Origin of the sequence: Pseudomonas sp. NFXW11 (assembly GCF_049887815.1) — a bacterium.
Lineage (GTDB): Bacteria > Pseudomonadota > Gammaproteobacteria > Pseudomonadales > Pseudomonadaceae > Aquipseudomonas.
Genome location: NZ_JAGEKI010000012.1, coordinates 83228 through 107153 on the forward strand (window position 1 = coordinate 83228; position 23926 = coordinate 107153).

The 23926-nt window shown below is 64.6% G+C and carries 22 protein-coding genes; 12 read left to right on the forward strand and 10 right to left on the reverse strand.

Annotated elements, in window-relative coordinates; all coding sequences use genetic code 11:
- The first annotated feature begins 146 nt into the window (after positions 1-146).
- The 6 genes from adk to J4P02_RS19000 all read left to right on the forward strand — a co-directional run bounded on the left by adk (position 147) and on the right by J4P02_RS19000 (position 4477).
- On the forward strand, positions 147-794 hold the full coding sequence (gene adk / locus J4P02_RS18975) for an adenylate kinase (RefSeq protein WP_426193026.1): 648 nt from the start codon (positions 147-149) through the stop codon (positions 792-794).
- A 91-nt stretch (positions 795-885) separates the two neighbouring features.
- Positions 886-1560, forward strand: a complete 675-nt coding sequence (gene tsaB, locus J4P02_RS18980; protein ID WP_426193028.1) for a tRNA (adenosine(37)-N6)-threonylcarbamoyltransferase complex dimerization subunit type 1 TsaB — start codon at positions 886-888, stop codon at positions 1558-1560.
- Between the two features lie 185 nt (positions 1561-1745).
- Entirely contained in the window at positions 1746-2045 is a 300-nt protein-coding gene (locus J4P02_RS18985; RefSeq protein WP_426193030.1) for a hypothetical protein, read from the forward strand.
- On the forward strand, positions 2042-2902 hold the full coding sequence (locus J4P02_RS18990; RefSeq protein ID WP_426193271.1) for a DUF72 domain-containing protein: 861 nt from the start codon (positions 2042-2044) through the stop codon (positions 2900-2902). The genes J4P02_RS18985 and J4P02_RS18990 overlap by 4 nt, the downstream gene beginning before the upstream one ends.
- Before the next feature lie 33 nt (positions 2903-2935).
- A complete protein-coding gene (locus J4P02_RS18995; RefSeq protein WP_426193032.1) occupies positions 2936-3766 on the forward strand; it encodes an isocitrate lyase/PEP mutase family protein in 831 nt (276 codons plus the stop codon).
- 12 nt (positions 3767-3778) lie between these two features.
- Positions 3779-4477, forward strand: a complete 699-nt coding sequence (locus J4P02_RS19000; RefSeq protein WP_426193034.1) for an extensin family protein — start codon at positions 3779-3781, stop codon at positions 4475-4477.
- Positions 4478-4486: 9 nt separating this feature from the next.
- Here the strand turns inward: J4P02_RS19000 and J4P02_RS19005 are convergent, their stop codons facing one another.
- Entirely contained in the window at positions 4487-5104 is a 618-nt protein-coding gene (locus tag J4P02_RS19005; protein WP_426193036.1) for an energy transducer TonB, read from the reverse strand.
- 94 nt (positions 5105-5198) lie between these two features.
- On the opposite strand from J4P02_RS19005, the gene J4P02_RS19010 reads away from it, so the two are divergent.
- Positions 5199-5981, forward strand: coding sequence for a class I SAM-dependent methyltransferase (locus J4P02_RS19010; RefSeq protein WP_426193038.1), 783 nt, complete (start codon positions 5199-5201; stop codon positions 5979-5981).
- Positions 5982-6110: 129 nt separating this feature from the next.
- Here the strand turns inward: J4P02_RS19010 and J4P02_RS19015 are convergent, their stop codons facing one another.
- Entirely contained in the window at positions 6111-6755 is a 645-nt protein-coding gene (locus J4P02_RS19015) for a TetR/AcrR family transcriptional regulator (protein WP_426193040.1), read from the reverse strand.
- A gap of 93 nt (positions 6756-6848) precedes the next feature.
- Between J4P02_RS19015 and J4P02_RS19020 the strand changes: the two genes are divergently transcribed.
- Together J4P02_RS19020 and J4P02_RS19025 are read left to right on the forward strand one after the other, a co-directional pair.
- On the forward strand, positions 6849-7937 hold the full coding sequence (locus tag J4P02_RS19020) for an efflux RND transporter periplasmic adaptor subunit (protein ID WP_426193042.1): 1089 nt from the start codon (positions 6849-6851) through the stop codon (positions 7935-7937).
- Positions 7938-7943: 6 nt separating this feature from the next.
- The gene (locus J4P02_RS19025) at positions 7944-11000 is read left to right on the forward strand and encodes an efflux RND transporter permease subunit (RefSeq protein WP_426193044.1); all 3057 of its coding nucleotides are present in this window, start codon (positions 7944-7946) and stop codon (positions 10998-11000) included.
- 61 nt (positions 11001-11061) lie between these two features.
- Here the strand turns inward: J4P02_RS19025 and J4P02_RS19030 are convergent, their stop codons facing one another.
- Complete coding sequence (locus J4P02_RS19030) at positions 11062-12822, reverse strand: AMP-dependent synthetase/ligase (protein ID WP_426193046.1); 1761 nt, start codon at positions 12820-12822, stop codon at positions 11062-11064.
- A gap of 98 nt (positions 12823-12920) precedes the next feature.
- Here J4P02_RS19030 and J4P02_RS19035 point away from each other — a divergent pair, with 98 nt between their 5' ends.
- Complete coding sequence (locus J4P02_RS19035; protein ID WP_426193048.1) at positions 12921-13088, forward strand: hypothetical protein; 168 nt, start codon at positions 12921-12923, stop codon at positions 13086-13088.
- 241 nt (positions 13089-13329) lie between these two features.
- On the opposite strand, the gene J4P02_RS19040 is transcribed toward J4P02_RS19035, so the two are convergent.
- Genes J4P02_RS19040 through plsB form a run of 3 tightly spaced genes read right to left on the reverse strand, consistent with a single transcriptional unit; the run spans position 13330 to position 16998 of the window.
- Positions 13330-14019, reverse strand: a complete 690-nt coding sequence (locus J4P02_RS19040) for a DUF4197 domain-containing protein (RefSeq protein WP_426193050.1) — start codon at positions 14017-14019, stop codon at positions 13330-13332.
- 24 nt (positions 14020-14043) lie between these two features.
- On the reverse strand, positions 14044-14442 hold the full coding sequence (locus J4P02_RS19045) for a YbaY family lipoprotein (RefSeq protein ID WP_426193052.1): 399 nt from the start codon (positions 14440-14442) through the stop codon (positions 14044-14046).
- Positions 14443-14493: 51 nt separating this feature from the next.
- Positions 14494-16998, reverse strand: a complete 2505-nt coding sequence (gene plsB, locus J4P02_RS19050; RefSeq protein ID WP_426193054.1) for a glycerol-3-phosphate 1-O-acyltransferase PlsB — start codon at positions 16996-16998, stop codon at positions 14494-14496.
- 254 nt (positions 16999-17252) lie between these two features.
- Between plsB and J4P02_RS19055 the strand changes: the two genes are divergently transcribed.
- Positions 17253-17462 (forward strand): cold-shock protein, encoded by a 210-nt coding sequence (locus tag J4P02_RS19055; RefSeq protein WP_011059510.1) that lies wholly within the window; start codon positions 17253-17255, stop codon positions 17460-17462.
- A gap of 140 nt (positions 17463-17602) precedes the next feature.
- Here the strand turns inward: J4P02_RS19055 and J4P02_RS19060 are convergent, their stop codons facing one another.
- The 4 genes from J4P02_RS19060 to J4P02_RS19075 all read right to left on the reverse strand — a co-directional run bounded on the left by J4P02_RS19060 (position 17603) and on the right by J4P02_RS19075 (position 22852).
- Positions 17603-17980, reverse strand: a complete 378-nt coding sequence (locus J4P02_RS19060; RefSeq protein WP_426193056.1) for a hypothetical protein — start codon at positions 17978-17980, stop codon at positions 17603-17605.
- A gap of 85 nt (positions 17981-18065) precedes the next feature.
- Positions 18066-18875, reverse strand: coding sequence for a putative RNA methyltransferase (locus J4P02_RS19065; protein ID WP_426193058.1), 810 nt, complete (start codon positions 18873-18875; stop codon positions 18066-18068).
- Entirely contained in the window at positions 18875-20026 is a 1152-nt protein-coding gene (dapE, locus tag J4P02_RS19070; protein WP_426193060.1) for a succinyl-diaminopimelate desuccinylase, read from the reverse strand. The genes J4P02_RS19065 and dapE overlap by 1 nt, the downstream gene beginning before the upstream one ends.
- Positions 20027-20260: 234 nt before the next feature.
- A complete protein-coding gene (locus tag J4P02_RS19075; RefSeq protein WP_426193062.1) occupies positions 20261-22852 on the reverse strand; it encodes a glycosyltransferase in 2592 nt (863 codons plus the stop codon).
- 219 nt (positions 22853-23071) lie between these two features.
- Here J4P02_RS19075 and tcdA point away from each other — a divergent pair, with 219 nt between their 5' ends.
- Positions 23072-23887, forward strand: a complete 816-nt coding sequence (gene tcdA / locus J4P02_RS19080; protein WP_426193064.1) for a tRNA cyclic N6-threonylcarbamoyladenosine(37) synthase TcdA — start codon at positions 23072-23074, stop codon at positions 23885-23887.
- Positions 23888-23926: the final 39 nt, after the last annotated feature.

A 23926-nucleotide genomic window follows, 5' to 3' on the forward strand; every position in this document is an offset into this window, starting at 1 on the left:
TCCGACTTTCGCCTGCTTGTGTGCGCTGTGTCGGCTGTGTATCTTGATCAGCCTTTGGCCGTTTGGGCGGCCACAACCCCATTGTTGAGATTGGCCCCACGAGGCGAATCCGAGCGTTTCTAAATAAAAAATTGAGGAGCACATCGATGCGCGTAATTCTGCTGGGAGCTCCCGGGGCCGGTAAAGGTACTCAGGCAAAGTTCATCACTGAAAAGTTCTCCATTCCGCAGATCTCCACCGGCGACATGCTGCGTGCTGCGGTCAAGGCCGGCACCGAGCTGGGCCTGAAGGCCAAGAGCGTGATGGACAGCGGTGGCCTGGTATCCGATGACCTGATCATCAACCTGGTCAAGGAACGCATCAGCCAGGCTGACTGCGCCAACGGCTTCCTGTTCGACGGCTTCCCGCGCACCATTCCTCAGGCCGAAGCCCTGGTAAAGGCAGGTGTCGAGCTGGACCACGTGGTGGAAATCGCCGTGGATGACGAAGAGATCGTCCAGCGTATCGCCGGTCGCCGGGTGCACGAGGCTTCGGGCCGGGTGTACCACACCGTCTACAACCCGCCGAAAGTGGCCGGTAAGGACGACGTCACCGGCGAAGACCTGGTGCAGCGCAAGGACGACACCGAAGAAACCGTGCGTCATCGCCTGTCGGTCTACCATTCCCAGACCAAGCCGCTGGTGGCGTTCTACCAGCAACTGGCCGCCGCCCAGGGCAAGCCGCAGTACAGCCATATTCCTGGCGTGGGCTCGGTGGAAGTGATCACCGCCAAGGTGCTCGAAGCCCTGAGCTGAGTCGCCTGGTCCTTTGATCGTCACAACGGCCCGCTTGCGGGCCGTTGCTGTTTATAATGCGCCACTTTTTTCAATGCCGATGGAACCCCTGATGAGCACCTTGCTGGCCCTGGACACCGCGACTGAAGCTTGCTCCGTTGCTTTGCTGCATGACGGCAAGATCACCAGCCACTACGAGGTGATCCCGCGCCTGCATGCGCAGAAACTGTTGCCGATGATCCAGGAGCTGCTGGCCAAGGCCGGCACCACCCTGCAAGCGGTGGATGCCATTGCCTTTGGTCGCGGCCCGGGGGCCTTCACCGGGGTGCGGATCGCCATCGGCGTGGTGCAGGGTCTGGCCTTTGCCCTGGAGCGGCCGGTGTTGCCGGTGTCCAACCTGGCGGTGCTGGCCCAGCGGGCCTTGCGCGAACACGGCGCGACCCAGGTCGCGGCGGCCATCGATGCGCGCATGGATGAAGTCTATTGGGGCTGCTACCGGGAAGTGGCCGGCGAGATGCGCCTGCTGGGCACGGAAGCGGTGTTGCCGCCGGAAGTCGCGGCCTTGCCCGAAGGCGCCAGCGGCGACTGGTTCGGTGCCGGCACCGGCTGGGGTTATGCCGAGCGGATTGCAGTAGCCCTCAGCGGTCAGGACGCCGGCATGCTGCCCCACGCCGAAGACTTGCTGACCCTCGCGCGCTTTGCCTGGGAGCGGGGCGAGGCGATAGTCGCCGACGAGGCGCAACCGGTGTACCTGCGGGACAAGGTGGCCACGCCCAAGGCCCGCTGATCAGGCAAAACACTGAGCGATAACCCGGAAACTTCAGCGTAGCGCCGCCAATCGTCCGGTTTTCAGGGGGGATCCGGGGCGGTTTTAAACCTTTTGGCTTTTCTGTGTTCTAGTTATCACTCGGGCATTTGCTAAGTCGAAGCGGTGCCGCTAAATTGCCATCATTGACTCCGGGCTTTATCAGTATGCGCATAGACGGTATCTCCTCTCATTCCTATCCCATCAAGCGCAAGCCGCGCAAAGGCTCGGTGCTGGTAGATGAGTCGGTGGATGATGCCGAGGCCATCGAGGTACAGCCCGAACCGGCGGCCAGCCGCTCCCAGGCCGGCGCCGCGCGCACCAGCAATCTTCCCGCCCGTCCCCAGGACATGATCTTCCAGCGCGCCATGAAGAAAAGCGTGGCCAATGCCCTGGCCAGCTACCTGAGCACCGCCGGTTTTGTCGATTGGGAAATGGAAGTGCTGGGCCTCGACCTGTACATCTGATGCTGCCCTATTTCCTCGGCTGTCCTTCCTGGAGCGAAAGCGCCTGGCGCGAGTACCTGTACCCGGAAGATGCCCGGCCGAACGATTTCCTTGGCCTGTATTCACAGGTGTTCAACGCCGTGGAAGGCAATACCACCTTCTATGCCCGGCCCGCTCCCGGCACCGTGCAGCGCTGGGCCGAGATCATGCCCGAGCACTTTCGCTTCACCGCCAAGTTTCCCGGCGATATCAGCCACGGCGGTGATCTGCGCGAACAGTTGAGCGCCGCCGAGACTTTTGTCCAGTTGCTCAGCCCCCTGGGCGAGCGGGTGTCGCCGCTGTGGCTGCAACTGCCGGCAAGCTTCGCACCGCAGCGCCTGGCGGAGCTCGCGGGTTTTATCGATGGCCTGCAGCGACCCCTGGCGGTGGAAGTGCGGCACCCCGAGTTCTTCGCCAAGGGCGATGCCGAACGCATGCTCAACCGGCTGTTGCGCGAGCGTGGCGTGGAGCGCATCTGCCTCGATCCACGAGCTTTGTTCAGCTGCACCTCCCAGGCCCCGGCGGTGCTCCACGCACAGTCGAAGAAGCCCCGGGTGCCACCTCGTCCGGCGGCATTCACGCAGTTTCCCCAGGTGCGCTTCATCGGCCACCCCGAGCTTGAGGCCAACGACCCGTTCCTGGAGCCGTGGATCGCCAAGGTCGCCGGTTGGATCGAAGAGGGGCGTACGCCCTATATCTTCCTGCACACCTCGGACAATCGCCTGGCCGCCGAACTGGCACGGCGTTTTCACGGGAAGCTGATGCAACGATTGCCTGGCTTGCCGGCCTTGCCTGAGTTATACAGAGAGCCCGCCGCGGAGCAGCTCGGCTTGCTCTGAGGCGTTTTTCGAGCCTACTTCAGGAGCGAGCAAATGGACGCGCAAACCCTTAGAGCCAATGCCTTCAAAGCCCTGCATGAACGTGCCGGGGCCTTTGTCATTCCCAACCCCTGGGATGCCGGTTCGGCCAAGCTGCTGACCGGTTTGGGTTTCGAGGCCTTGGCCAGCACCAGCGCCGGCTATGCCTTCTCCCTTGGACGTCCGGATGCCGAGGGCGCGGTGAGCCTGGCAGACACCCTGGACAACGTGCGCAGCATTGTCGGTGCCAGCGGCCTGCCGGTGGCGGTTGATCTGGAAAACGGCTTTGCCGACAGCCCCGAAGGCTGTGCCCAGGCCTTGCTGCTGGCGGCGGCCAGTGGCGTGGTGGGTGGTTCGATCGAGGACGCCAGCGGGCGTGCCGAGGCGCCTATCTATGATTTCAACCTGGCTGTGGAGCGCATCGAGTCTTGCGTTGCCGCCGTGCGCCGCCTGCCCTTTCCCTTCATCCTGACCGCCCGAGCCGAGAACCTGCTGCACGGGCGCAACGATCTGCCGGACACCATCCGCCGCTTGCAGGCCTTTGCCGAAGCCGGTGCCGATGTGCTCTATGCACCGGGCCTGCGCAGCGCCGAGGAGATCCTCCAGGTGGTGCGGGCGGTGGCGCCTAAACCGGTGAATGTGCTGATGTCCGGCGGCCTCAACCTCAGCGTGGCGCAACTTTCCGAGCTGGGGGTCAAGCGCATCAGTGTCGGTTCGGCCCTGGCCCGGGCGGCCTATGGCGCCTTCTATCGGGCCGCGGAAGATATTCGCGAGCACGGGCGCTTCGATTTTGCCGATCGGGCGATTCCCTTCGGGCAGATCAATCAATTGTTCAAACAGTCGTAAAAAGGAATCTGTGTGCGGGTAAGGAAAGTTGCGGGCGCCCTGGTGTTGCTGGGCGCCCTGTTGTTGCTGGGTGTGCGATTGGGCTGGGTGCCACTGGCGGATGCCTGGAATCCTTGGGCGCCGCTGGATGTCAGGGCCCAGCCCAATCTGCTGACCCGCTTCAAGCTGTCGCGACTGCGCGATGACCCGCAGCTGTGCGACCAGGCCCTGGCGACGTCAGGCTTGCGCACCAGCCGCCAGCCCGACAGTCGCACCGATGTCGACTGTCCCTTGAGCAATACCCTGCGAGTGCAGGGCGGCGATATTGCCCTGAGCAGCAGCTTCCTCGCCAGTTGCCCGCTGGCGGTGGCCTTTGCCCTGTACCAGCGCCATGGCTTGCAGCCGGCGGCGCAGCAGGTGTTTGGCCAGCGGGTGGCGCGGGTCGATCATCTGGGCAGTTTTGCCTGCCGCAACATGTATCACCGCAAGATTGGCTGGCGCAGCGAGCATGCCAGCGCCAACGCTCTGGATATCGCCGGCTTTCGCCTGAGTGACGGGCGCAGCATCAGTGTGCTCAGGGATTGGCCAAAGGACAGCGCTGAAGGAAGGTTTTTGCGCCTGGCCCGGGACGGTGCCTGCGATGCCTTCAATGTGGTATTGGGGCCGGATTTCAACAACGCCCATCGCAACCATTTCCACCTGGACCTGGGGCCACTCTGGCGCTGTCGCTAAGGGGGTGGATCAGGCGGCGATACGCAGGTTCTGCAGGATCAGTGGACGCGCCCAGCCGATGTCGAAATCCATCTGCCGTTGCTGTTCGATCAGTTCATGGGGCGGGAATGGCTCGGCCGGTTTGTCCAGCAGGTCCATCTCGAATTCGGCAATCGGCAGGTGCAACGGACGCGGCTCCGGGGCCGGGCCGGGTTCCGGCAATGGCTGGCCGGCATTGAGCACGATCGGGCGTACCCAACCGCTCTCGAAATCCTGCTGGCGCTGCTGGGCGATGACTTCTTCCGGCGGGTAGGGCGGGGCCGGCTTGTCCAGCAGCTCCATTTCGAATTCGGCAATCGGCAGGAACAGCGGCTCGGGAGGGCGTACCTCGGTGTCCTGCACTTCGCAATGGCGCTGGTTGACGATCTGCGCCAACACGTCGCTGCCGCCAACCGGCTCCACTGGGCCGTCGATGGCCACCGCCGGCAGCTGTTCAACGCTCGCACCGTCACCCCGTTGCTCGGCCAGGGCCTGGGCAAAGAAGTCCTGCCACAGATGGCTGACGCCGCTCAGTGCTTGGGAGTTGCGCAGGCCATAGTCGCCGTGGGGCGAGATATAACCTATCGATGTGCGTTGAATGTCTGACATTGCTCTCGGTCGACGCTTGAGCTCTGGCAAAATGGCCGATAGTTCTGTTATCGGCAGTTTTTGCCGATCATTAATTTTTTGAGTGTGTTTTCAGATGAATGAGCAACCCGCGGCCTGCCGCATCAAAGTCGAGGCCCTGGACGCCGGTTTCGCGCCCCAGGCCGAGCAATGGGCCGAGCGCCTGGGGCTGGCGTTGCAGATCGACGACGCCGAGTTCTCCTTGCAGGTGGGCGAGCAGGGCCTGCAGTTGCAGCAGCTGGGAGCGGATGCGCCGGGGCCGGTGCGAGTCGATTTCGTCGAGGGCGGCGCAGCCCATCGGCGGCTGTACGGCGGCGGCAGCGGGCAGATGATCGCCAAGGCGGTGGGCGTGGCCCAAGGCGTGCGGCCACGGGTGCTGGACGCCACGGCCGGCCTGGGCAAGGACGCTTTCGTGCTGGCCACCCTGGGCTGCGAGATGAGCCTGATCGAACGCCAGCCATTGATTGGCGCCTTGCTCGAAGACGGCCTGGCCCGCGCGGCGCTGGATGCCGAGGTGGCGCCTATCGTCGCCCGCATGCAGTTGCTCAAGGGCAACTCCATCGAACTTATGCGCAACTGGCAGGGCGAGCCGCCCCAGGTGATCTACCTCGACCCGATGTTTCCGCACCGGGAGAAAAGCGCCCTGGTGAAAAAGGAGATGCGCCTGTTCCGCCCGCTGGTGGGTGATGACCAGGACGCTCCGGCGCTGCTGGCAGCCGCCCTGGCCCTGGCCAGCCACCGGGTGGTGGTCAAGCGTCCGCGCAAGGCGCCGTGCATCGACGGGCCCAAGCCGAGTCATGGGCTGGAGGGCAAGTCCAGCCGTTACGACATCTATCCGAAGAAAGCCCTCAAGGCCTGAAAACCTCCAGGCTGGCCGGAGCCCATGGATGTAGGAGCCGGCTTGCCGGCGAAGGCGGTTTCAAGGGCCTCTTCGCGGGCAAGCCCGCTCCCACACAAGCCCGCTCCTACACAAATCAGCTTCGCTGCTTCAGCCCGGCTCCGGGCGATAGGCGCGCATAAACAGATCCACCACTTCCTGCACATGTTCTTCCGCTGCGGGCCCACACAAGGGTTCGCCGCAGCCAAAGAGCAGGCGGAAGTTCGCCCCGCCCTTGAGCATGCAGAAGAAATGCTCGGCGGCATTGCGCGGTTTCTCGATATGCAGGGTGCCCAGCTGGTTGATCCGCCCCAGCAGCCGTTCCATGCCCTGCAGCACGCGCTCAGGGCCGGCCTCGAGGAAAATCTGCGAGAGCCTGGGGTCCTGGGTGCCCAGGGTCATGATCAGCCGGTGCAGGTTGACTGACTCGTCGCTGTTGACCAGTTGGTGAAAGCCCCGGGCGATGTTGAGCAATACCGCATGCACCGGGACCTCGGGCGGCAGTTCGAAGATCAGCGTCGGCAGCTGTTCCTCGCACTTGGCCACCACCGCGGCGGTGAACAGGGTCTCCTTGTCGGTGAAGTGGCTGTACACCGTGAGTTTTGAAACGCCGGCTTCGGCGGCGACCGCATCCATGCTGGTACTGGCGTAGCCATTGCTCAGAAACAGGTTTTTTGCTGCTTCGAGAATGGCCTGGCGCTTGGCCAGATCCTTGGGCCTGCCTGGCCCAATAGTGACGGAAGGATTGTCGGACATTTTTTCGCTTTTAATACTGGACTGGTGAGTTTGCTATTAATAACATACCGGCCAGTATAATTACTCCAAGCCCCCTTAGCGAAGGTCGCCGCCATGTTCCGCTATGCCTTGCCAGTCACACTGGCTTTTTTTCTGTCTGCTTGTGGGCATGAAGAGCCCGTTCAAATGGGCATCCGGCCGGCCATGGTGGTCCAGCCAGAGCCTTCGGCACGGGCTTCGGACAGCTACCCCGGCGAGGTCCGGGCGCGCTATGAACCGGAGCTGGCGTTCCGCATCGGTGGCAAGGTCAGCCGACGGCTGGTAGAGGAGGGCGAGCGGGTCAAGGCCAATCAGCCACTGGCCGAGCTCGACCCGCAGGATGTACGCCTGCAACTGGAAGCCACCCGGGCCCAGGTCACGGCCGCCAGCGCCAACCTCGACCTGGTGCGCGCCGAGCGTGATCGCTACAAGGCGCTGCTGGACCGGCAGATGGTCAGCCGTTCGCAGTACGACAATGCCGAGAACCTGTACCGCGCCGGCGAAGCTCGCCTGAAGCAGATCAAGGCCGAGTTCGACGTGGCCAGCAACCAGGCCGGCTATGCCGTGCTGCGGGCGCCACAGGATGGCGTGGTAGCCAAGCGCGCGGTGGAAGTGGGGCAGGTGGTGGCAGCTGGGCAGACGGTGTTCACCCTGGCCACCGACGGTGAGCGCGAGGTGCTGATCAGCTTCCCCGAGCAGAACTACGGCCGCTTCAAGGTCGGCCAGGCGGTGTCGGTGGAGCTCTGGACCCATCCGGGCCAACGCTTCGACGGGCATATCCGCGAGCTGTCGCCCGCCGCCGACCCTCGGTCGCGGACCTTCGCCGCGCGCATTGCCTTCAATGCCGGCAAGGTTCCGGCGGAACTCGGCCAGAGCGCCCGGGTATTTATCCAGAATGCAGAGGTGGTGTCGCTGTCGGTGCCGCTCTCGGCGCTGTCCGCCGAGGCGGGGGCTACTTATGTCTGGCGGGTCGATGCCAACAACACTCTGCACAAGGTTCCGGTGCGGGTCGGCGCCTTTGGCGAGAAGAGCGTGCCGGTGCTCGAAGGCCTGAATGCCAACGATTGGGTGGTGGCGGCCGGGGTGCATGTGCTGCACGAGGGCTTGCAGGTGCGTCCGGTGGATCGCTCCAACCGCGTGGTCAATCTGACGGCCAAGGAGTAAGCGTCGATGGGTTTCAACCTTTCCGCCTGGGCGTTGCGCAATCGCCAGATCGTCCTGTTCATGATGCTGTTGCTGGCCAGTGTCGGCGCCCTGTCCTACACCAAGCTGGGGCAGAGCGAAGACCCACCCTTCACCTTCAAGGCCATGGTGATTCGTACCAATTGGCCAGGGGCCACGGCCCAGGAAGTGTCGCGCCAGGTCACCGAGCGCATTGAAAAGAAACTGATGGAAACCGGCGAATACGACCGCATCGTTTCCTTTTCCCGTCCAGGGGAATCCCAGGTCACCTTCATTGCCCGGGACTCCATGCACTCCAACGAGATTCCCGATCTCTGGTACCAGGTGCGGAAGAAGATCGCCGATATCCGCCACACCTTGCCGCCGGGTATCCAGGGGCCATTCTTCAACGATGAGTTCGGTACCACCTTCGGTAATATCTATGCCCTGACTGGCCAGGGCTTCGACTACGCGGTGCTCAAGGACTACGCCGATCGCATCCAGATCCAGCTGCAGCGGGTCAAGGATGTGGGCAAGGTCGAGCTGTTGGGCCTGCAGGACGAGAAAATTTGGATCGAACTGTCCAACGTCAAGCTGGCGACCCTGGGCCTGCCCTTGGCGGCGGTGCAACAGGCGCTGGAGGAGCAGAACGCGGTGTCCACCGCGGGCTTCTTCGAGACTCAGAGCGAGCGCGTGCAATTGCGCGTGACCGGCAACTTCCAGAGCGTGGAACAGATCCGCAACTTCCCGATCCGCGTGGCCGGTCGCACCTTCCGCATCGGTGATGTGGCCGAAGTGCGCCGCGGCTTCAACGATCCACCCGCGCCGCGCATGCGTTTCATGGGTGAAGACGCCATCGGCCTGGCCGTGGCGATGAAGGAAGGCGGCGACATTCTGGTGCTGGGCAAGGCCCTGGAGGTCGAGTTCGCCCGGCTGCAGAAGAGCCTGCCGGCGGGGATGGAGCTGCGCAAGGTGTCCGACCAGCCGGCGGCGGTGAAGACCGGGGTCGGCGAGTTCGTCCGGGTGCTGGCCGAGGCCCTGATCATCGTGCTGCTGGTGAGTTTCTTCTCCCTAGGCGTGCGCACCGGGATGGTGGTGGCGCTGGCCATTCCCCTGGTGCTGGCGATGACCTTCGCCACCATGTACTACCTGGGCATCGGCCTGCACAAGATCTCCCTCGGCGCCCTGGTGCTGGCCCTCGGCCTGCTGGTGGACGACGCGATCATTGCCGTGGAAATGATGGCGATCAAGATGGAGCAGGGTTTCGACCGGATCAAGGCCGCCAGCTTCGCCTGGACCAGCACCGCTTTCCCCATGCTTACCGGCACCCTGATCACCGCGGCGGGCTTCCTGCCGATTGCCACGGCGCAGTCCGGCACGGGGGAGTACACCCGTTCGATCTTCCAGGTGGTGACCATCGCCCTGGTGGCCTCGTGGATCGCCGCCGTGGTGTTCGTGCCCTACCTGGGGGAAAAACTCCTGCCGGACCTGGCGAAGATTCACGCCGCCAAGCATGGCGCCGAATCCAACCCCCACGGCACGCCTTTCTACCAGCGCGTGCGCCGGGTGGTGGGCTGGTGCGTGGAACGGCGCAAGACGGTGATCGTGCTGACCATCCTGGCCTTTGTCGGCTCGGTGATGCTGTTTCGCTTCGTGCCGCAGCAGTTCTTCCCGGCCTCGGGGCGCCTGGAGCTGATGGTCGATCTGAAGCTGGCCGAAGGCGCGTCTCTGAGCAATACCGCCGACGAGGTCAAGCGCCTGGAGGCGATGCTCAAGGAGCATGCCGGCATCGATAACTACGTGGCTTATGTAGGCACCGGGTCGCCGCGTTACTACCTGCCGCTGGACCAGCAATTGCCGGCCACCAGCTTTGCCCAGTTCGTGGTGCTGGCCAAGAGCATCGAGGAACGTGAAAGCCTGCGCAGCTGGCTGATCGAAACCCTCAACGAGCAGTTCCCGGCCCTGCGCTCGCGGGTTACCCGCCTGGAGAACGGCCCGCCCGTGGGTTACCCGGTGCAGTTCCGGGTCACCGGCGAGCATATCGAGGAAGTCCGCGCCCTGGCGCGCAAGGTGGCGGCCAAGGTGCGGGAGAACACCCATGTGGTCAACGTCCACCTGGATTGGGAAGAGCCGAGCAAGGTGGTCTACCTCAACGTTGACCAGGACCGTGCCCGAGCCCTGGGAGTGAGCACCGCCAACCTGTCGCGGTTCCTGCAAAGCTCGTTGATCGGCTCCACCGTCAGCCAGTACCGGGAAGACAACGAGTTGATCGAGATTCTCCTGCGCGGCACCCACGAGGAGCGCACCGAGCTGTCGTTGTTGCCGAGCCTGGCGGTGCCCACCGACAACGGCCAGAGCGTGTCGCTGTCGCAGGTGGCAACCCTGGAGTACGGCTTCGAGGAAGGGGTGATCTGGCATCGCAACCGCCTGCCCACGGTGACCGTGCGTGCCGATATCTACGGCAAGGAACAGCCGGCGACCCTGGTGCAGCAGATCCTGCCGACCCTGGAACCGGTGCGCGCCGAACTGCCGGATGGCTACCTGCTGGAGGTGGGCGGCACCGTGGAGGATTCGACCCGCGGCCAGAACTCGGTGAAGGCCGGGGTGCCGCTGTTTATCGTGGTGGTGCTGACCCTGCTGATGGTCCAGCTGCGCAGCTTCTCGCGCACCGCCATGGTGTTCCTCACCGCGCCCCTGGGGCTGATCGGGGTCACCCTGTTCCTCCTGGTGTTCCGCCAGCCCTTCGGCTTTGTGGCGATGCTGGGCACCATCGCCCTGTCCGGGATGATCATGCGTAACTCGGTGATCCTGGTGGACCAGATCGAGCAGGACATCCGCGCCGGGCAGAAGCCCTGGGACGCGATCATCGAGGCCACGGTGCGGCGTTTCCGGCCGATCGTGCTCACCGCCCTGGCGGCGGTGCTAGCGATGATCCCGCTGTCGCGCAGCGTGTTCTTCGGGCCGATGGCGGTGGCCATCATGGGCGGGCTGATCGTGGCCACGGTGCTGACCCTGCTGTTCCTGCCCGCGCTGTATGCCGCCTGGTTCCGGGTCAGGAAGGACTGACCCGGGGCTTGCTTCGGGGTAATGCACCAGGCCGGGCAGTGACTGCCCGGCCTGGTGCGTTTCAGGGGTAGAGGCTGTCCAGCAACTGGGCGAAGTGCTGTTCGATGATCCGGCGCCTGGGCTTCAGGGTCGGGGTCAGTTCGCCTTGCTCCTGGCTGAGCAGGCGTGGCAGCAGGGCCCAGCGCTTGATCTGTTCGGCCTGGGACAACTGCTGGTTGACGCTGTCGATGTGCCTTTGCAATGCCTCCAGCAACGGCGCCGAGTGCAGCCAGCTCTCGCGGGCGTCCCCCAGGCCCTGGCGGCGGGCCCATTCCCATAGGCGCTGGGGCTCCAGGGCCAGCAGCGCGCAGAGGTACTGGCGGCGGTCGCCATGTACCAGTACCTGTTCCACCAGCGGGTGCTGACGCAAGCGCGCCTCGATCGGCACCGGGGCTATGTTCTTGCCGTCCGCGGTGATGATCAGCTCCTTCTTGCGCCCGGTCAGCCACAGGTAACCGTCGTCATCCAGGCGTCCCAGGTCGCCAGTGTGCAGCCAGCCGTCACCGCTGAAGCTGGCGGCGCTGGCATCGGGCTGGCGGAAGTAGCCCTGGAACACCTGCGGGCCCTTGACCAGGACCTCGTTGTCGATGCCGATGCGCAGCTGGACCCCCGGCAGGGGCCGGCCGACGGAGCCGGCCTTGAGTGCCCCGGCTTGGTTGCAGGTAACGAAGGCAGTGGCTTCGGACAGCCCCCAGGCCTCCCACAGGGGCAGGCCCAGGGTGGCGAAAAAACTCACTAGATGCGCTTCCAGCGGTGCGCCGCTGCTGACCAGGAAGTGGATTCGCCAGCCGAACAGACTGCGCCGCAGCGGCAACAGTACCAGCAGCCGGGCCAGGCGCAGGCGCCGTGCCTGATGGGCGTTAGCCGTGCCCGGCAGGTAGCGTTTGCCAATGGCCATGGCCCAGTCGAACAGCGCCGCCGGGCCGTCCGCCATCTGCGCCCGATACGCCATGACCTGGGCATGAAGTTTCTCGTACAGCCGCGGCACGCTGGTCAGCAGCTCGGGCTGCACTTCCAGCAGGGCCCGGGGCACCTCGTCCAGCTCCGCCACGTAGGCGCACTGGCCGCCGCACCAGAGGCGCTGGTAGTGGCCGATCACCCGTTCGCCGACATGGGCCATGGGCAGGAAGGCCAGGGTGGTGTCTCCGGGTTGTGGCAGCGGGTAGGCGCTGATCGCCGCCAGCAGGTTGCCGTGGCTGAGCATCGCCGCCTTGGGCACGCCTGTGGTGCCAGAAGTGAACACCAGGTTGGCCAGGGACTGGCGATCCAGGGCCTGCCAGCGTTGCCGGACCTGTTCGGCGCTGTGCTTCCCAGCCAGGGCGCCGAATTCGTTGAGGGACTGCAAGCCGCTGCCGGCCTCCGGCGTGTCCAGGCACAGGGTGCGCACCCCCGGGGCCAGATGCTGTCCGGGGGCCTGGAAGGCCTGTTCGACGAACAGCAGCCGACACCCGACCAGGCGCAGTTGTTCCACCAACTGGGACGGCGCGAGGTTGGGATAAAGGCCGACACTGACGGCGCCGACGCTGAGAATGGCGAAATCCAGCAGGCACCATTCCAGCCGCGTGCGGCTGCAGATCGCCACCGGTTCACCGGGTTCGACCCCGGCGGCGAGCAAGGCCCTGGCCAGGGTTTCGCTGCGCTGGGCCAGTTCGCTCCAGCTCAGGCGGCGCCAGCCGTGATGGTCGCGGACCCGGGCGGCGCTCAGTTGCGGTGTGTAGTGGCTGCGCCAGTGCAGCAGGGCGGGAATGCTGGGGATGTCCATGGGGGGACGCATGCGTTGCATGGCAAACCTCCACTGTCCCTGGGGCAGGGACGCTCAGGGGATCGTTGGGCCCGATCCCGTGCCTTGGCCGTCTGCCGCTAGCCTTGGTTCTTGTCGCGGTGCCGGCAGCGGTTGTGGCGGGTGATGCCGACAAACTACGCGGCGCAATCGGCGGCGGTTACCAGGCCACGTTGTGGCGGCCCTGGTTGCCCCGCCGTTCCTGCATCGTCCACTGGCCGCTGGGCATCGCTGCGATCGCCATCGTGGCCGTGGTGACGGATGTGTAAGCAAAAAGCACTTGCAAGTCCAGCCGCTCGCTGCACCTGGAGTGCCGATCTGGCGGTACAGGCCTGCAGGCTCTCGCCAGGCAGGCAATAGCATCCGGGCGTCAGGGCTGTGGTGGCAGGCGATATTGGGGGGAGTATGGGCTGGATCAGCCGCGAGGGGCTAAGCGTCGCATCTGCCCGTGGCCGGAGTGCCAGCCACGGGTGGTCTGGCCCGCCGGGCGGCGGGCCGGAGCAAGGCCGCTCAGAGGCTGCCGAAGACTTTCTTGGCCAGGCTGGTGGCCGCTGCCGCCGGGTTCTGGCGGATGGTTTCTTCCTGCTTGCCGATCATCTCGAACAGGCCGTTGAGGGCTTGCTCGGTCACGTAGCCCTCGATATTGGCGTTCTTGGCATCCAGCACGCCCAGGGTCGCGGCCTGGCCGGCGAAGGAGTTGTACTGCTTGGCCAGGCCGACCTGGTCGGTGGCCTGCTTGACGATGGGCAGGAACTTGGCGCGGATCTGCTCACGGCTGCTCTTGTCCAGGTACTGGGTGGCTGAATCCTTGCCGCCGGCGAGGATGCCCTTGGCATCGGCCACGGTCATCTTCTTCACCGCATCCACCAGCAGCGCCTGGGCTTGCGGCACTGCAGCCTCGGCGGCCTTGTTCATGCTGGTTTCCAGCTGGTCGACCTGATCGCCCATGCCGAACTGCTTCATTTTCTTCGCCACTTTGCCGAGGTTGCCCGGCAACTCGATGCGCACATCGGGGTTGTTGCTGAAGCCGCCGGGGGTTCCCAGTTGCTTGACGGCGATCTGCGCGCCCTGGGTCAGGGCGTCTTTCAGGCCACCGCTGGCGTCACCCTGGGACAGGTCGCTCAAAGACAGGGCCAGGGCGCTGGCGGAGATCATCAGGCCAGCGCACAGGCTGGTGAAACGCAGTGAGGTACGGAGCATGGCGGCTTCCTTGGGCAATGAAAATTAACGTACGGCGTCGACACGAAGTTGCAACGGCTGCGGGTCGCTGCCGTCGAGCTTGACCCCGTGGTGTTCGGTGGTGATGAACATCAGCTTGCCATCGACCTCGATGCGCGCGCTGAGGGAGTAACGGTGGCCGGGCTTGACCTGGGCCGGGTCGTAGCGGAGGTGGAAGGGCAGCGGCACCTGGCCCTTGACCGGGCCCCGCTGCTCGGCCAGGACCAGCGCCGGGGCGTCGGCCAGGGATACATCCTGCAGGCTCACGCTCAAGGTGGCGGAGGGCGGCAAGGCGATGCGTTGCAGGTAGAAGACTTCACCGTCGAGGCGGGCCTCGGCCGCCGGCGGCATCGATTGGCAGGCTCCGAGCAGCGCACTGGCGGCCAGCAGGAGGAGTTTTTTCATGGTGGATCTCCGTATCGGCGGCGCCGCAGGTCATGCGGCGCCGATAAGAATCTAGTCGCTTTGCGCCGGTGCCGCGAGTTGCTCGGCGGCATCTTCGCTGCGGTGCAGGGCCACCTGGCGGATCGACAGGCGGATCTCCGCCGGCAGTACGCGCTTGGCCGCACCCTCGGCCAACTCCCCCAGCAGCTCGTGGTAGCTGAGCTTGCCGGCGTCGTCGCGGCGCAGTACGCCCTGGTCCAGCAGGGTCTGGATAAAGTGGCGGAACAGGCTCTTGTCGAAGAACTCCGGGGCATTCAGGCCATGCAGGATCGACAGGCGCTGGGCCATGACCGTGCACAGGTCTTCCAGCTCCTCGGCGCTGATGCTGTTCTGGCCGCTGTTGAGCAGCAGGGAAATGGCCATGTAGAAGCGTTGCAGGGTCTGCGCGATGCTCTTTGAAAGCAGGGTCAGCAGGACGAAATGCCGCGAGCTGGGCGCCGGGCGCAGATAGACATCCTTCTCGAAGCGCAGCAGGCCCTGTTCGATGAAGGCCTCCAGCCACTGATCGACCACGGCGTCCAGTTCCTCCAGCGGCCAGCGGATGAACAGCTCCGCCTGCAGGTAGGGGTAGAGCGCGCGGGTGTAGCGCAGGATCAGCTCGCGGCTCATGCGCGACGAGCTCTGGAAGAAGCTCGCCAGCAATGCCGGCAGGGCGAAGATGTGCAGCACGTTGTTGCGGTAGTAGGTCATCAGGACGGCGTTCTGCTCGTCCAGGTAGAGGATCTTGCCCAGGGCGTCGCTCTGCTCGGCCAGCAGTTGCATGTCCTGCACATGCTGGATCAGCGCCCGGCCGTCGCCTTCCGGCAAGGTGGTGTGGGGCGAGTAGGGCACGCGGCGCAGCAGCGCCAGGTACAGGTCCAGCACCCTTGCCATGGCGCGCTCGTCCAGGGCCAGGCGGCTGGTGGAAAGCAGGGCCAGGGCCACCAGGTTCACCGGGTTGATCGCCGCGGCTTCGTTGAGGTGCTGGGCCACCCGCTCGCCGAGGCGATGGGTGGTTTCATTGAGCCAGGCTGGACGGTACTGCGGGCCCAGCTCCTGGGTGCGCCAGTCCGGTTGTTCCTGGTCGAGGAATTGCGCCAGCTTGATCGGTTCGCCGAAGTTCACCGCCACCTGGCCGAAGCGCTGCTTGAGGGCGCCGATGACCTTGAAGATGTCGAAGATCGACTCCTTCTTCTTGCTCGCGCCGCGCAGTTCGCCCAGGTAGGTGCGGCCTTCCAGCACCCGCTCGTAGCCGATGTACACCGGTACGAAGACGATCGGCATGCGCGAATTGCGCAGGAAGCTGCGCAGGGTAATGGCCAGCATCCCGGTCTTGGGTTGCAGCATGCGCCCGGTGCGCGAGCGACCGCCCTCGACGAAGTACTCCACGGGGAAACCCTTGGTGAACAGGGTGTGCAGGTATTCGTTGAACACCGAGGTGTAGAGCGGGTTGCCCTTGAAGGTGCGGCGCATGAAGAAGGCCCCGCCGCGCCGCAGCAGGCTGCCGATCACCGGCATGTTGAGGTTGATCCCGGCGGCGATATGCGGCGGGGTCAGGCCGTTGCGGAACAACAGGTAGGACAGCAGCAGGTAGTCGATATGGCTGCGATGGCAGGGGACGTAGATCACCTCGTGGCCGGGGGCGATCTTCTGTACGCCCTCCAGGTGGTTGACCTTGATCCCGTCGTAGATCTTGTTCCAGAACCAGCTGAGCACCACCTCCAGGAAGCGGATGGCGGTGTAGGTGTAGTCCGAAGCGATCTCGTTGCCGTAGCGCAGGGCCTGGGCCTTGGCTTTTTCCGGGGAGATCTTCTCGCGCTCGGCTTCGTCGAGGATCGCCTGCTTCACCAGGGGCTGGTTGAGCAGGCCCTTGACCAGGTTGCGGCGGTGGGAAATGTCCGGGCCGATGACCGCCGCCTTGAGGTTGCGAAAATGCACCCGCAGGATGCGCTGGGCCATGCGCACGGTGCGTTCGTGGCCCTTGTTGTGTTCGATCAGCTCACGCAGGTTGATCGGTGCCGAGAACTGCACCCGGGTCTTGCGCCCCAGGATCATGATGCTCAGCAGCCGGCGCAGGCGCCCGGTAACCGCCCAGCTGTCGGCGAACAGCAGCTTCCACGGGCTCGACTCGCTGTCCGGCGACTGCCCCCAGAACACGCTGACCGGAATGATCTGGGCGTTTTCCGCGGCGTTCTGGGTGAGGGCGCTGACCAGCCGGGTCAGGGTTGGCGGCGCCCCGCGCTTGTCCTGGCGGCCGAGCCAGTCGGGCTCCGGGGTCAGGTAGAAGAACGCCGCAGGCTCCAGCAGATTGCCCACCGACACCGGCAATACCGGGCGTGGCAGCCCGGCCTTGGTGCACTCGGCATCCACCACCGCCAGATCGGTCAACGACGGGTTCTGCAGGACGTAGAACACCGGCCGGCTGCGGTCCAGGTCGAGGGTGAAGGACGACTGGTTGATGGTTTCCGAGCGCACCCAGAGGTACAGCAGGCGGCGCAAGGTGCCAAACACAAGACGACGGATCGGGGAGCGGGTCATACGGCTTCTGCGTGAGTGAATAAGAAATCAGAACCGAGCAAGCGCTCGGGGCCGGTAGTGTGCCGGATTCGTCGAAAATCGGCAAAAAAGCGCCGAAACAAGATTGAGTTGAGAGTTTTTACGCCTGTCATATACTCGGCCGACTCTCCCACGGCCGTTGTGCTTGCACTCATAGAGAGGCTGGCCCAGGGAAAGTTCTCAAGGTTGGGTTGCAGTGCACCCGGCCCATAATAAAAAAATTGAGGTATGGAAGTATGACTACTCGTGAGACCGGCAACGTGAAGTGGTTCAACGACGCCAAGGGCTACGGCTTTATCCAGCGTGAAGGTGGGGCGGACGTGTTTGTCCACTATCGGGCGATCCGTGGCGAAGGCCACCGCTCGCTGACCGAGGGCCAGCAGGTGGAATACGCCGTGGTCGAAGGCCAGAAAGGTTTGCAAGCCGAAGACGTCGTCGGCCTGTAACCCACCCTGCAGGAGCTGGGGCTCCTGCGGGGCAGGTGTCTGCTGTAGGAGCTGGTTTGCCAGCGAAGGCGCCCGTCTATCGAGCGCAAGTCTTGAAGGCCTCTTCGCCAGCAAGCTGGCTCCTACGTGGCGATACAGTTTCAGGCAGTACGCCAGGTAATCTCTTCCTCGCCGTCGGCGCTGATGCGCATCCAGCGATCGGCGGACTCTTCACCTTCTTCCTCGACCCAACTGCCCGGCGCGCAGCGCACTTCCACATTCAGCGCGGCGAAGGCGGCGCGGGCGCAGGCGATATCGTCGTCCCAGGGGGTCTGGTCGCTTTCCAGGTACAGGCTGTTCCATTTGCCCACGGCCTTGGGCAGCCAGGTCACCGGCACTTGGCCTGCGGTGCACTTGTAGGTCTGGCCTTTCTGCACCCAGTCGCTGCACGGGCCGAGCACGCTGCCCAGCCAGGTGGCGATGGCCTTGTAGTCGACGTCGGCGTCTTTCAGGTAAATCTCGATATCGGGCTGGCGCATGGATGTCCTCATTGCCGGTCTGAAAAATCCATTCGCGGATTCATAAGGCCCCGTGCTCATGCCCGGGGCCGTGGGTTGGATGGGGTTATTGCAGCACGAAATAATCGTAGCGCATCGACACGCTGACCTCGAACGGCTCGGCCTGTTCGATCACCGCGGCGCGGCGCTCGGCGCTGGCACGCCAGCCATGGGGTGTCATGGCCAGCAGGTTGGCGCGGTCTTGCGGGCGCGCAAGGCTCAGCTTGAACTCCAGGGTTTCGCTATGGGCCAGGGCCATGCCTTCGGGCACCAGGGCCAGGTGCTTGTCGTCGGTGTATTCACGCACTTCATCGTACAGGCGCTCGCGCAGTTCCATCAGGTGGCCGCTGGTGGGGCCGACCTTCATCAGGCCGCCGCCGGGGCTCAGCAGGCGCTTGGCTTCCTGCCAGTCGAGGGGGCTGAAGACGCTGGCGAGGAACTGACAGCTGGCCTCGGCCAGGGGGATGCGCGCCATGCTGGCGACCATCCAGGTCAGCTCCGGGGCGCGGCGGCAGGCGCGTTTCACCGCTTCCCGGGAGATATCCAGGGCATAGCCATCGGCGCCGGGCAGGGCCTGGGCCAGTTGTGCGGTGTAGTAGCCCTCGCCACAGCCGATATCCACCCAGCGCTGCGGTGCCCGCTCGGCGGCCAGATGGGCCAGGCGCGCGGCCACCGGGGCGTAGTGCCCGGCGTTGAGAAAGTCGCGGCGGGCCTCGACCATGGCCTGGTTGTCGCCCGGGTCACGGCTGTTCTTGTGCTGCACCGGCAACAGGTTCAGGTAGCCCTGGCGTGCGCGATCGAAACGGTGGCCGGCAGGGCAGGCCACGCCGTTGTCCACGGCGCTCAACGGGGCGTTGCAAAGGGGGCAGGCAAGCATCAGGCGAGCAACTTGATCAGGGTCTGGTAGTAGATCTCGGTCAGCACATCCAGGTCGCTGGCCAGGATCCGCTCGTTGACCTGGTGGATGGTGGCGTTGACCGGGCCCAATTCCACCACCTGGGTGCCCAGGGTGGCGATAAAGCGCCCGTCGGAGGTGCCGCCGCTGGTGGAGGCCTGGGTGTCGCGGCCGGTGATCTGCTTGATGCTGGCCGATACCGCGTCCAGCAGGGCGCCTGGTTCGGTGAGGAACGGCAAGCCCGACAGCGCCCATTCCACGTGCCAGTCCAACTGGTGCTTGTCGAGGATCGCCGCCACCCGCTGCTGCAGGCCTTCGACGGTGGATTCGGTGGAGAAGCGGAAGTTGAACAGCGCGCTCAGTTCACCGGGAATCACGTTGGTGGCGCCGGTGCCGGAGTTGAGGTTGGAGATCTGGAAACTGGTGGGCGGGAAGAAGGCGTTGCCATCGTCCCAATGCTCGGCCGCCAGTTCCGCCAGGGCCGCGGCCGCCAGGTGGATCGGGTTCTTCGCCAGGTGCGGGTAGGCCACATGGCCCTGCACGCCACGCACCGTGAGCTTGGCGCCGAGGGAGCCGCGACGGCCGTTCTTCACCACGTCGCCCACCAGGCTGGTGCTCGACGGCTCGCCGACGATGCACCAGTCCAGGCGTTCCTTGCGTGCTGCCAGGCGCTCGACCACGGCCTTGGTGCCGTGGTGGGCCGGGCCTTCTTCGTCACTGGTGATCAGGAAGGCCACCGAGCCCTTGTGGTCCGGGTAGTCGGCGACGAAGCGCTCGGCGGCCACCAGCATGGCCGCCAGGCTGCCTTTCATATCCGCTGCGCCGCGCCCGCAGAGCATGCCATGCTCGTCGATCAGCGCTTCGAACGGATCGTTCTGCCAGGCCTGTACCGGGCCGGTGGGCACCACGTCGGTGTGGCCGGCGAAGCACAGCACCGGGCCCTGGTGTTTGCCGTGGGTGGCCCAGAAGTTGTCCACGTCCTCGATACGCATTGGTTCCAGCTTGAAGCCGGCATCCCCCAGGCGCTGCATCATCAGTTTCTGGCAGTCGGCGTCGACCGGCGTCACCGAAGGGCGGCGGATCAGGTCACAGGCAAGTTGCAAGGTCGGCGAAAGCTCGGCATGGGCCGTCATGGGGAACTCCGGTGCAAGGCAAGATCAGGCGCAGCTGTTTTCTTGTTGTAGGAGCGAGCTTGCTCGCGATGGACTCAAGAGCGGCGCAGAGCATCAGGTGCTTGCGTCATGTCTTGACATCTATCGCGAGCAAGCTCGCTCCTACAGGGAGAGCTGCGGGCGAGGCGCGCAAAATGGCGGATATCTTAAAGCAAAACGGCGGCCTGAGGCCGCCGTTTAGTCGTGCGAGGCGATTTAGGCCGCCGGGGCCGGCTCAGGCTCTGCCACGGGTTTGGGCAGGGACGAGAGGAAGGCCATGACCAGCGCCGCCACATAAGGCAGCGACTGCACCAGCAGCATGGTCACCCAGAAGCGCATGTCGTTGCTTGGCAAGCCCTGCACCAGGAAGATCCCCAGCGCCGCGCTCCACAGCAGCAGCATGATGAACAGCTCTTCCCGGGCTTCCGAAATCGCCATCCAGAAGCCGTGGCTGTCGGCGTTCTTCGGGGTGCGGAAGAACGGGATGCTGCTGGTGAAGAAGCCGTACAGCACCGCCTTGGCGATGGTGTGCGACAGCGCCAGGCCCGCCAGGGCCGCGCAGAACGCGTCCTTGAGGTTGACCCCCACCGCGCGGCGGTAGAGGAAGATGATCTTGCCCACCTTGAACATGAACAGCGCCAGCGGCGGGATGGCGAAGATCAGCAGCGGCGGGTCCACCTGCTTGGGCACTATGATCATCGCCGCCGACCACAGCAGGGCGCCGATGGTGAAGAAGATGTTCATGCCGTCCGCCACCCACGGCAGCCAGCCGGCGAGGAAGTGGTAGCGCTGGCCGCGGGTCAGCTCGGTGTCCTTGCCGCGCAGCAGGCTGGCGGTGTGGCGCTTGATGATCTGGATCGCGCCATAGGCCCAGCGGAAGCGCTGTTTCTTGAAGTCGATAAACGTATCGGGCATCAGGCCCTTGCCATAGCTTTCGTGGTGGTAGGCGGCGGACAGGCCCTTTTCGAACACCCGCAGGCCCAGCTCGGCGTCTTCGCAGATGCACCAGTCGGCCCAGCCCAGCTCTTCCAGCACGCTACGCCGGGTCATGGTCATGGTGCCGTGCTGGATGATCGCGTCACGGTCGTTGCGGGTGACCATGCCGATATGGAAGAAACCCTTGTACTCGGCATAGCAGAGCTTCTTGAAGGTGCTTTCGTCCTGGTCGCGGTAGTCCTGGGGCGATTGCACGATGGCGATCTTTGGATCGGCGAAGTGCGGCACCATGTGCTTGAGCCAGTTGCGGTCGACGCAGTAGTCGGAGTCGATCACCGCAATCACTTCGGCATCCTTGGCGGTGTGCGGAATCAGGTAGTTCAGCGCACCACCCTTGAAGCCGGCCAGGGGCGCGACGTGGAAGAAGCGGAAGCGCGGGCCCAGGGTCTGGCAATAGGCCTGCACCGGTTCCCAGACCGCCGGGTCCTTGGTGTTGTTGTCGATGATCAGGACTTCGTAGTCCGGGTAATCGAGGTTGGCCAGGGCGTCGAGGGTCTGTTTCACCATCTCCGGCGGCTCGTTGTAGCAGGGCACGTGGATCGAGACCTTCGGCCGGTAGCTGGAGTCGCCTTCCACCGGCAGGAACTCGCGCCGGCGCTTGTTTACCCACACCGCCTCGGCCAGCTCGTGGGCCTCGGTCAGCAGCACGATAAACACCCCCAGCGCGCCGAGGGCCAGGAGGAAGCCCACGGTCAGGCTGAACCAGGTGCTGTATTGCTGGCTGTAGTCATAGCCGATCCACACCAGTACCGAACCGCAGAGGAAGGCGATAAAGGTCAGGAAGGTACGGCCGCGCTGGCGCAGGGCCGAGCCGTCGATCAGCAGCACCGCCAGCGAGAGCATCGCCAGCACCACCGAGCCGATGGCCAGTACCCGCCACTGCGGGATCGCCACCACCGGGCCTTCGAAATTGAATTTCTGCTGGCGCGCAGCGTTGAACACGCCCCAGTAGGCGCCCACCGAACCTTCGTCGCTGGCCTTCCACGGCTGGTCGAAGGCTTCGATGACGAAGTAGTTGTAGCCCTGGCGGTTGAGCTGGTTGACCAGGCTGCGCAGGTAGATGGCCTGGTCCGCCGGGCTGGCGTCGGCGCCGCCACGCATGCGGCCGTTGCTCGGCCAGCCGACTTCGGACAGCAGCAGCGGCTTTTTCGGGAACATCTTCTTCAGGTCGCGGGCGCGTTCGAGGACGAACTGCTCGGCCTTGTCCACCGGGATGAATTCCCAGTAGGGCAGGATGTGCGCCGCCACCAGGTCGGTGTGCTGGGCCAGTTCCGGGTGCTCTTCCCAGACGTGCCACTGTTCCGAGGTGGTGACCGGCACCTTGACCGCGGCGCGAACCCGGTCCAGCAGTACCGAGAGCTGGTCGGCGTTGATTTCCTTGCGGAAGATCGCTTCGTTGCCCACCACTACCCGCACCACGCTGCGGGAGCTGTTGGCCAGTTCGATGGCGCGCATGATCTCGCGTTCGTTGCGCTCCAGGTCCGGGCTGATCCAGATACCCAGGGTCACCCGCAGGCCGAACTCTTCCGCGAGCCGGGGAATGTCTCCCAGGCTGCCATCCACCGAATAGGTCCGGATGTTGTCGGTGAGCTTGCTCATGATTTCCAGGTCACGGCGCATTTCGTCGTCGGACGGGTACTGGTCCTTCTGCGGGAACTGGCCCTGCTGGAAGGGCGAGTAGGAGAAGCCGGAGATCTGTTCCGGCCAGTCGGGGGCCGAAACCGGGCGATTGATCAGCGCCCAGAAGCCAGTGAAGAGCGCAGCGATGGCTAGCACTATCACCAGATTGAGTCCAAATTTACGCGATGACATAGCTATTTCGGGTTCCAAGAAGTGTGGAACTAGGGAAGGGGTGGCAGGCGCCAAACGGCCGGCATCCTACACTGGCCCTCGACTGAGCGTACAGCGCACAGAGGAAAGCCAGACCTTGGGCAATCCAAATCGGTTTAAGTTCTTTTACTTGTAGCTCGCGGGTTAAAACTTGTCGTTGCCTGGCCCTATAATGCGCGCCGGTTTTTTTCGGTGATGGTCATGAGTACAGAAGATCCACGGTTTGCCGGTGTTGCCCGTTTGTATGGCATTGAAGGCCTGGAGCGGTTGCGGGCGGCCCATGTGGCGATCGTCGGGGTGGGCGGTGTCGGTTCCTGGGCGGCGGAAGCCATGGCCCGGTGCGGGGTGGGGGAGATTTCCCTGTTCGACCTCGACGATGTCTGCGTGAGCAACAGCAATCGCCAGTTGCATGCCCTGGACAGCACCGTGGGCAAGCTCAAGGTCGAGGTCATGGCCGAGCGCCTGCGCGGCATCAACCCGGATTGCCGGGTGCATGCGGTGCCGGATTTCGTCACCCGCGACACCATGGCCGAGTACATCACCCCGGACCTCGACTGCGTGATCGACTGCATCGACAGCGTCAATGCCAAGGCGGCGCTGATCGCCTGGTGCAAGCGGCGCAAGATCCAGATCATCACCACCGGCGGCGCCGGCGGGCAGATCGACCCGACCCAGATCCAGGTCTGCGACCTGAATCGCACCTTCAATGACCCGCTGGCCTCCAAGGTGCGCTCCACCCTGCGCCGCGACTATGGCTTTTCCCGCACCGTGACTCGCCACTACAGCGTGCCCTGCGTGTTTTCCAGCGAGCAGCTGCGCTACCCCAAGCCGGACGGCAGCATTTGCCTGCAGAAGAGTTTCGTGGGCGACGGGGTCAAGCTCGACTGCGCCGGCGGCTTTGGCGCGGTGATGATGGTGACCGCGACTTTCGGCATGGTGGCGGCGACCAAGGCGGTGGACAAGATCGTTGCCGGCGTGCGCCGCCCGTCCGAGCGCAGCAAGCCCGCCACAACCTAACCCACGCACATTTCTGTAGGAGCTGGCTTGCCAGCGAAG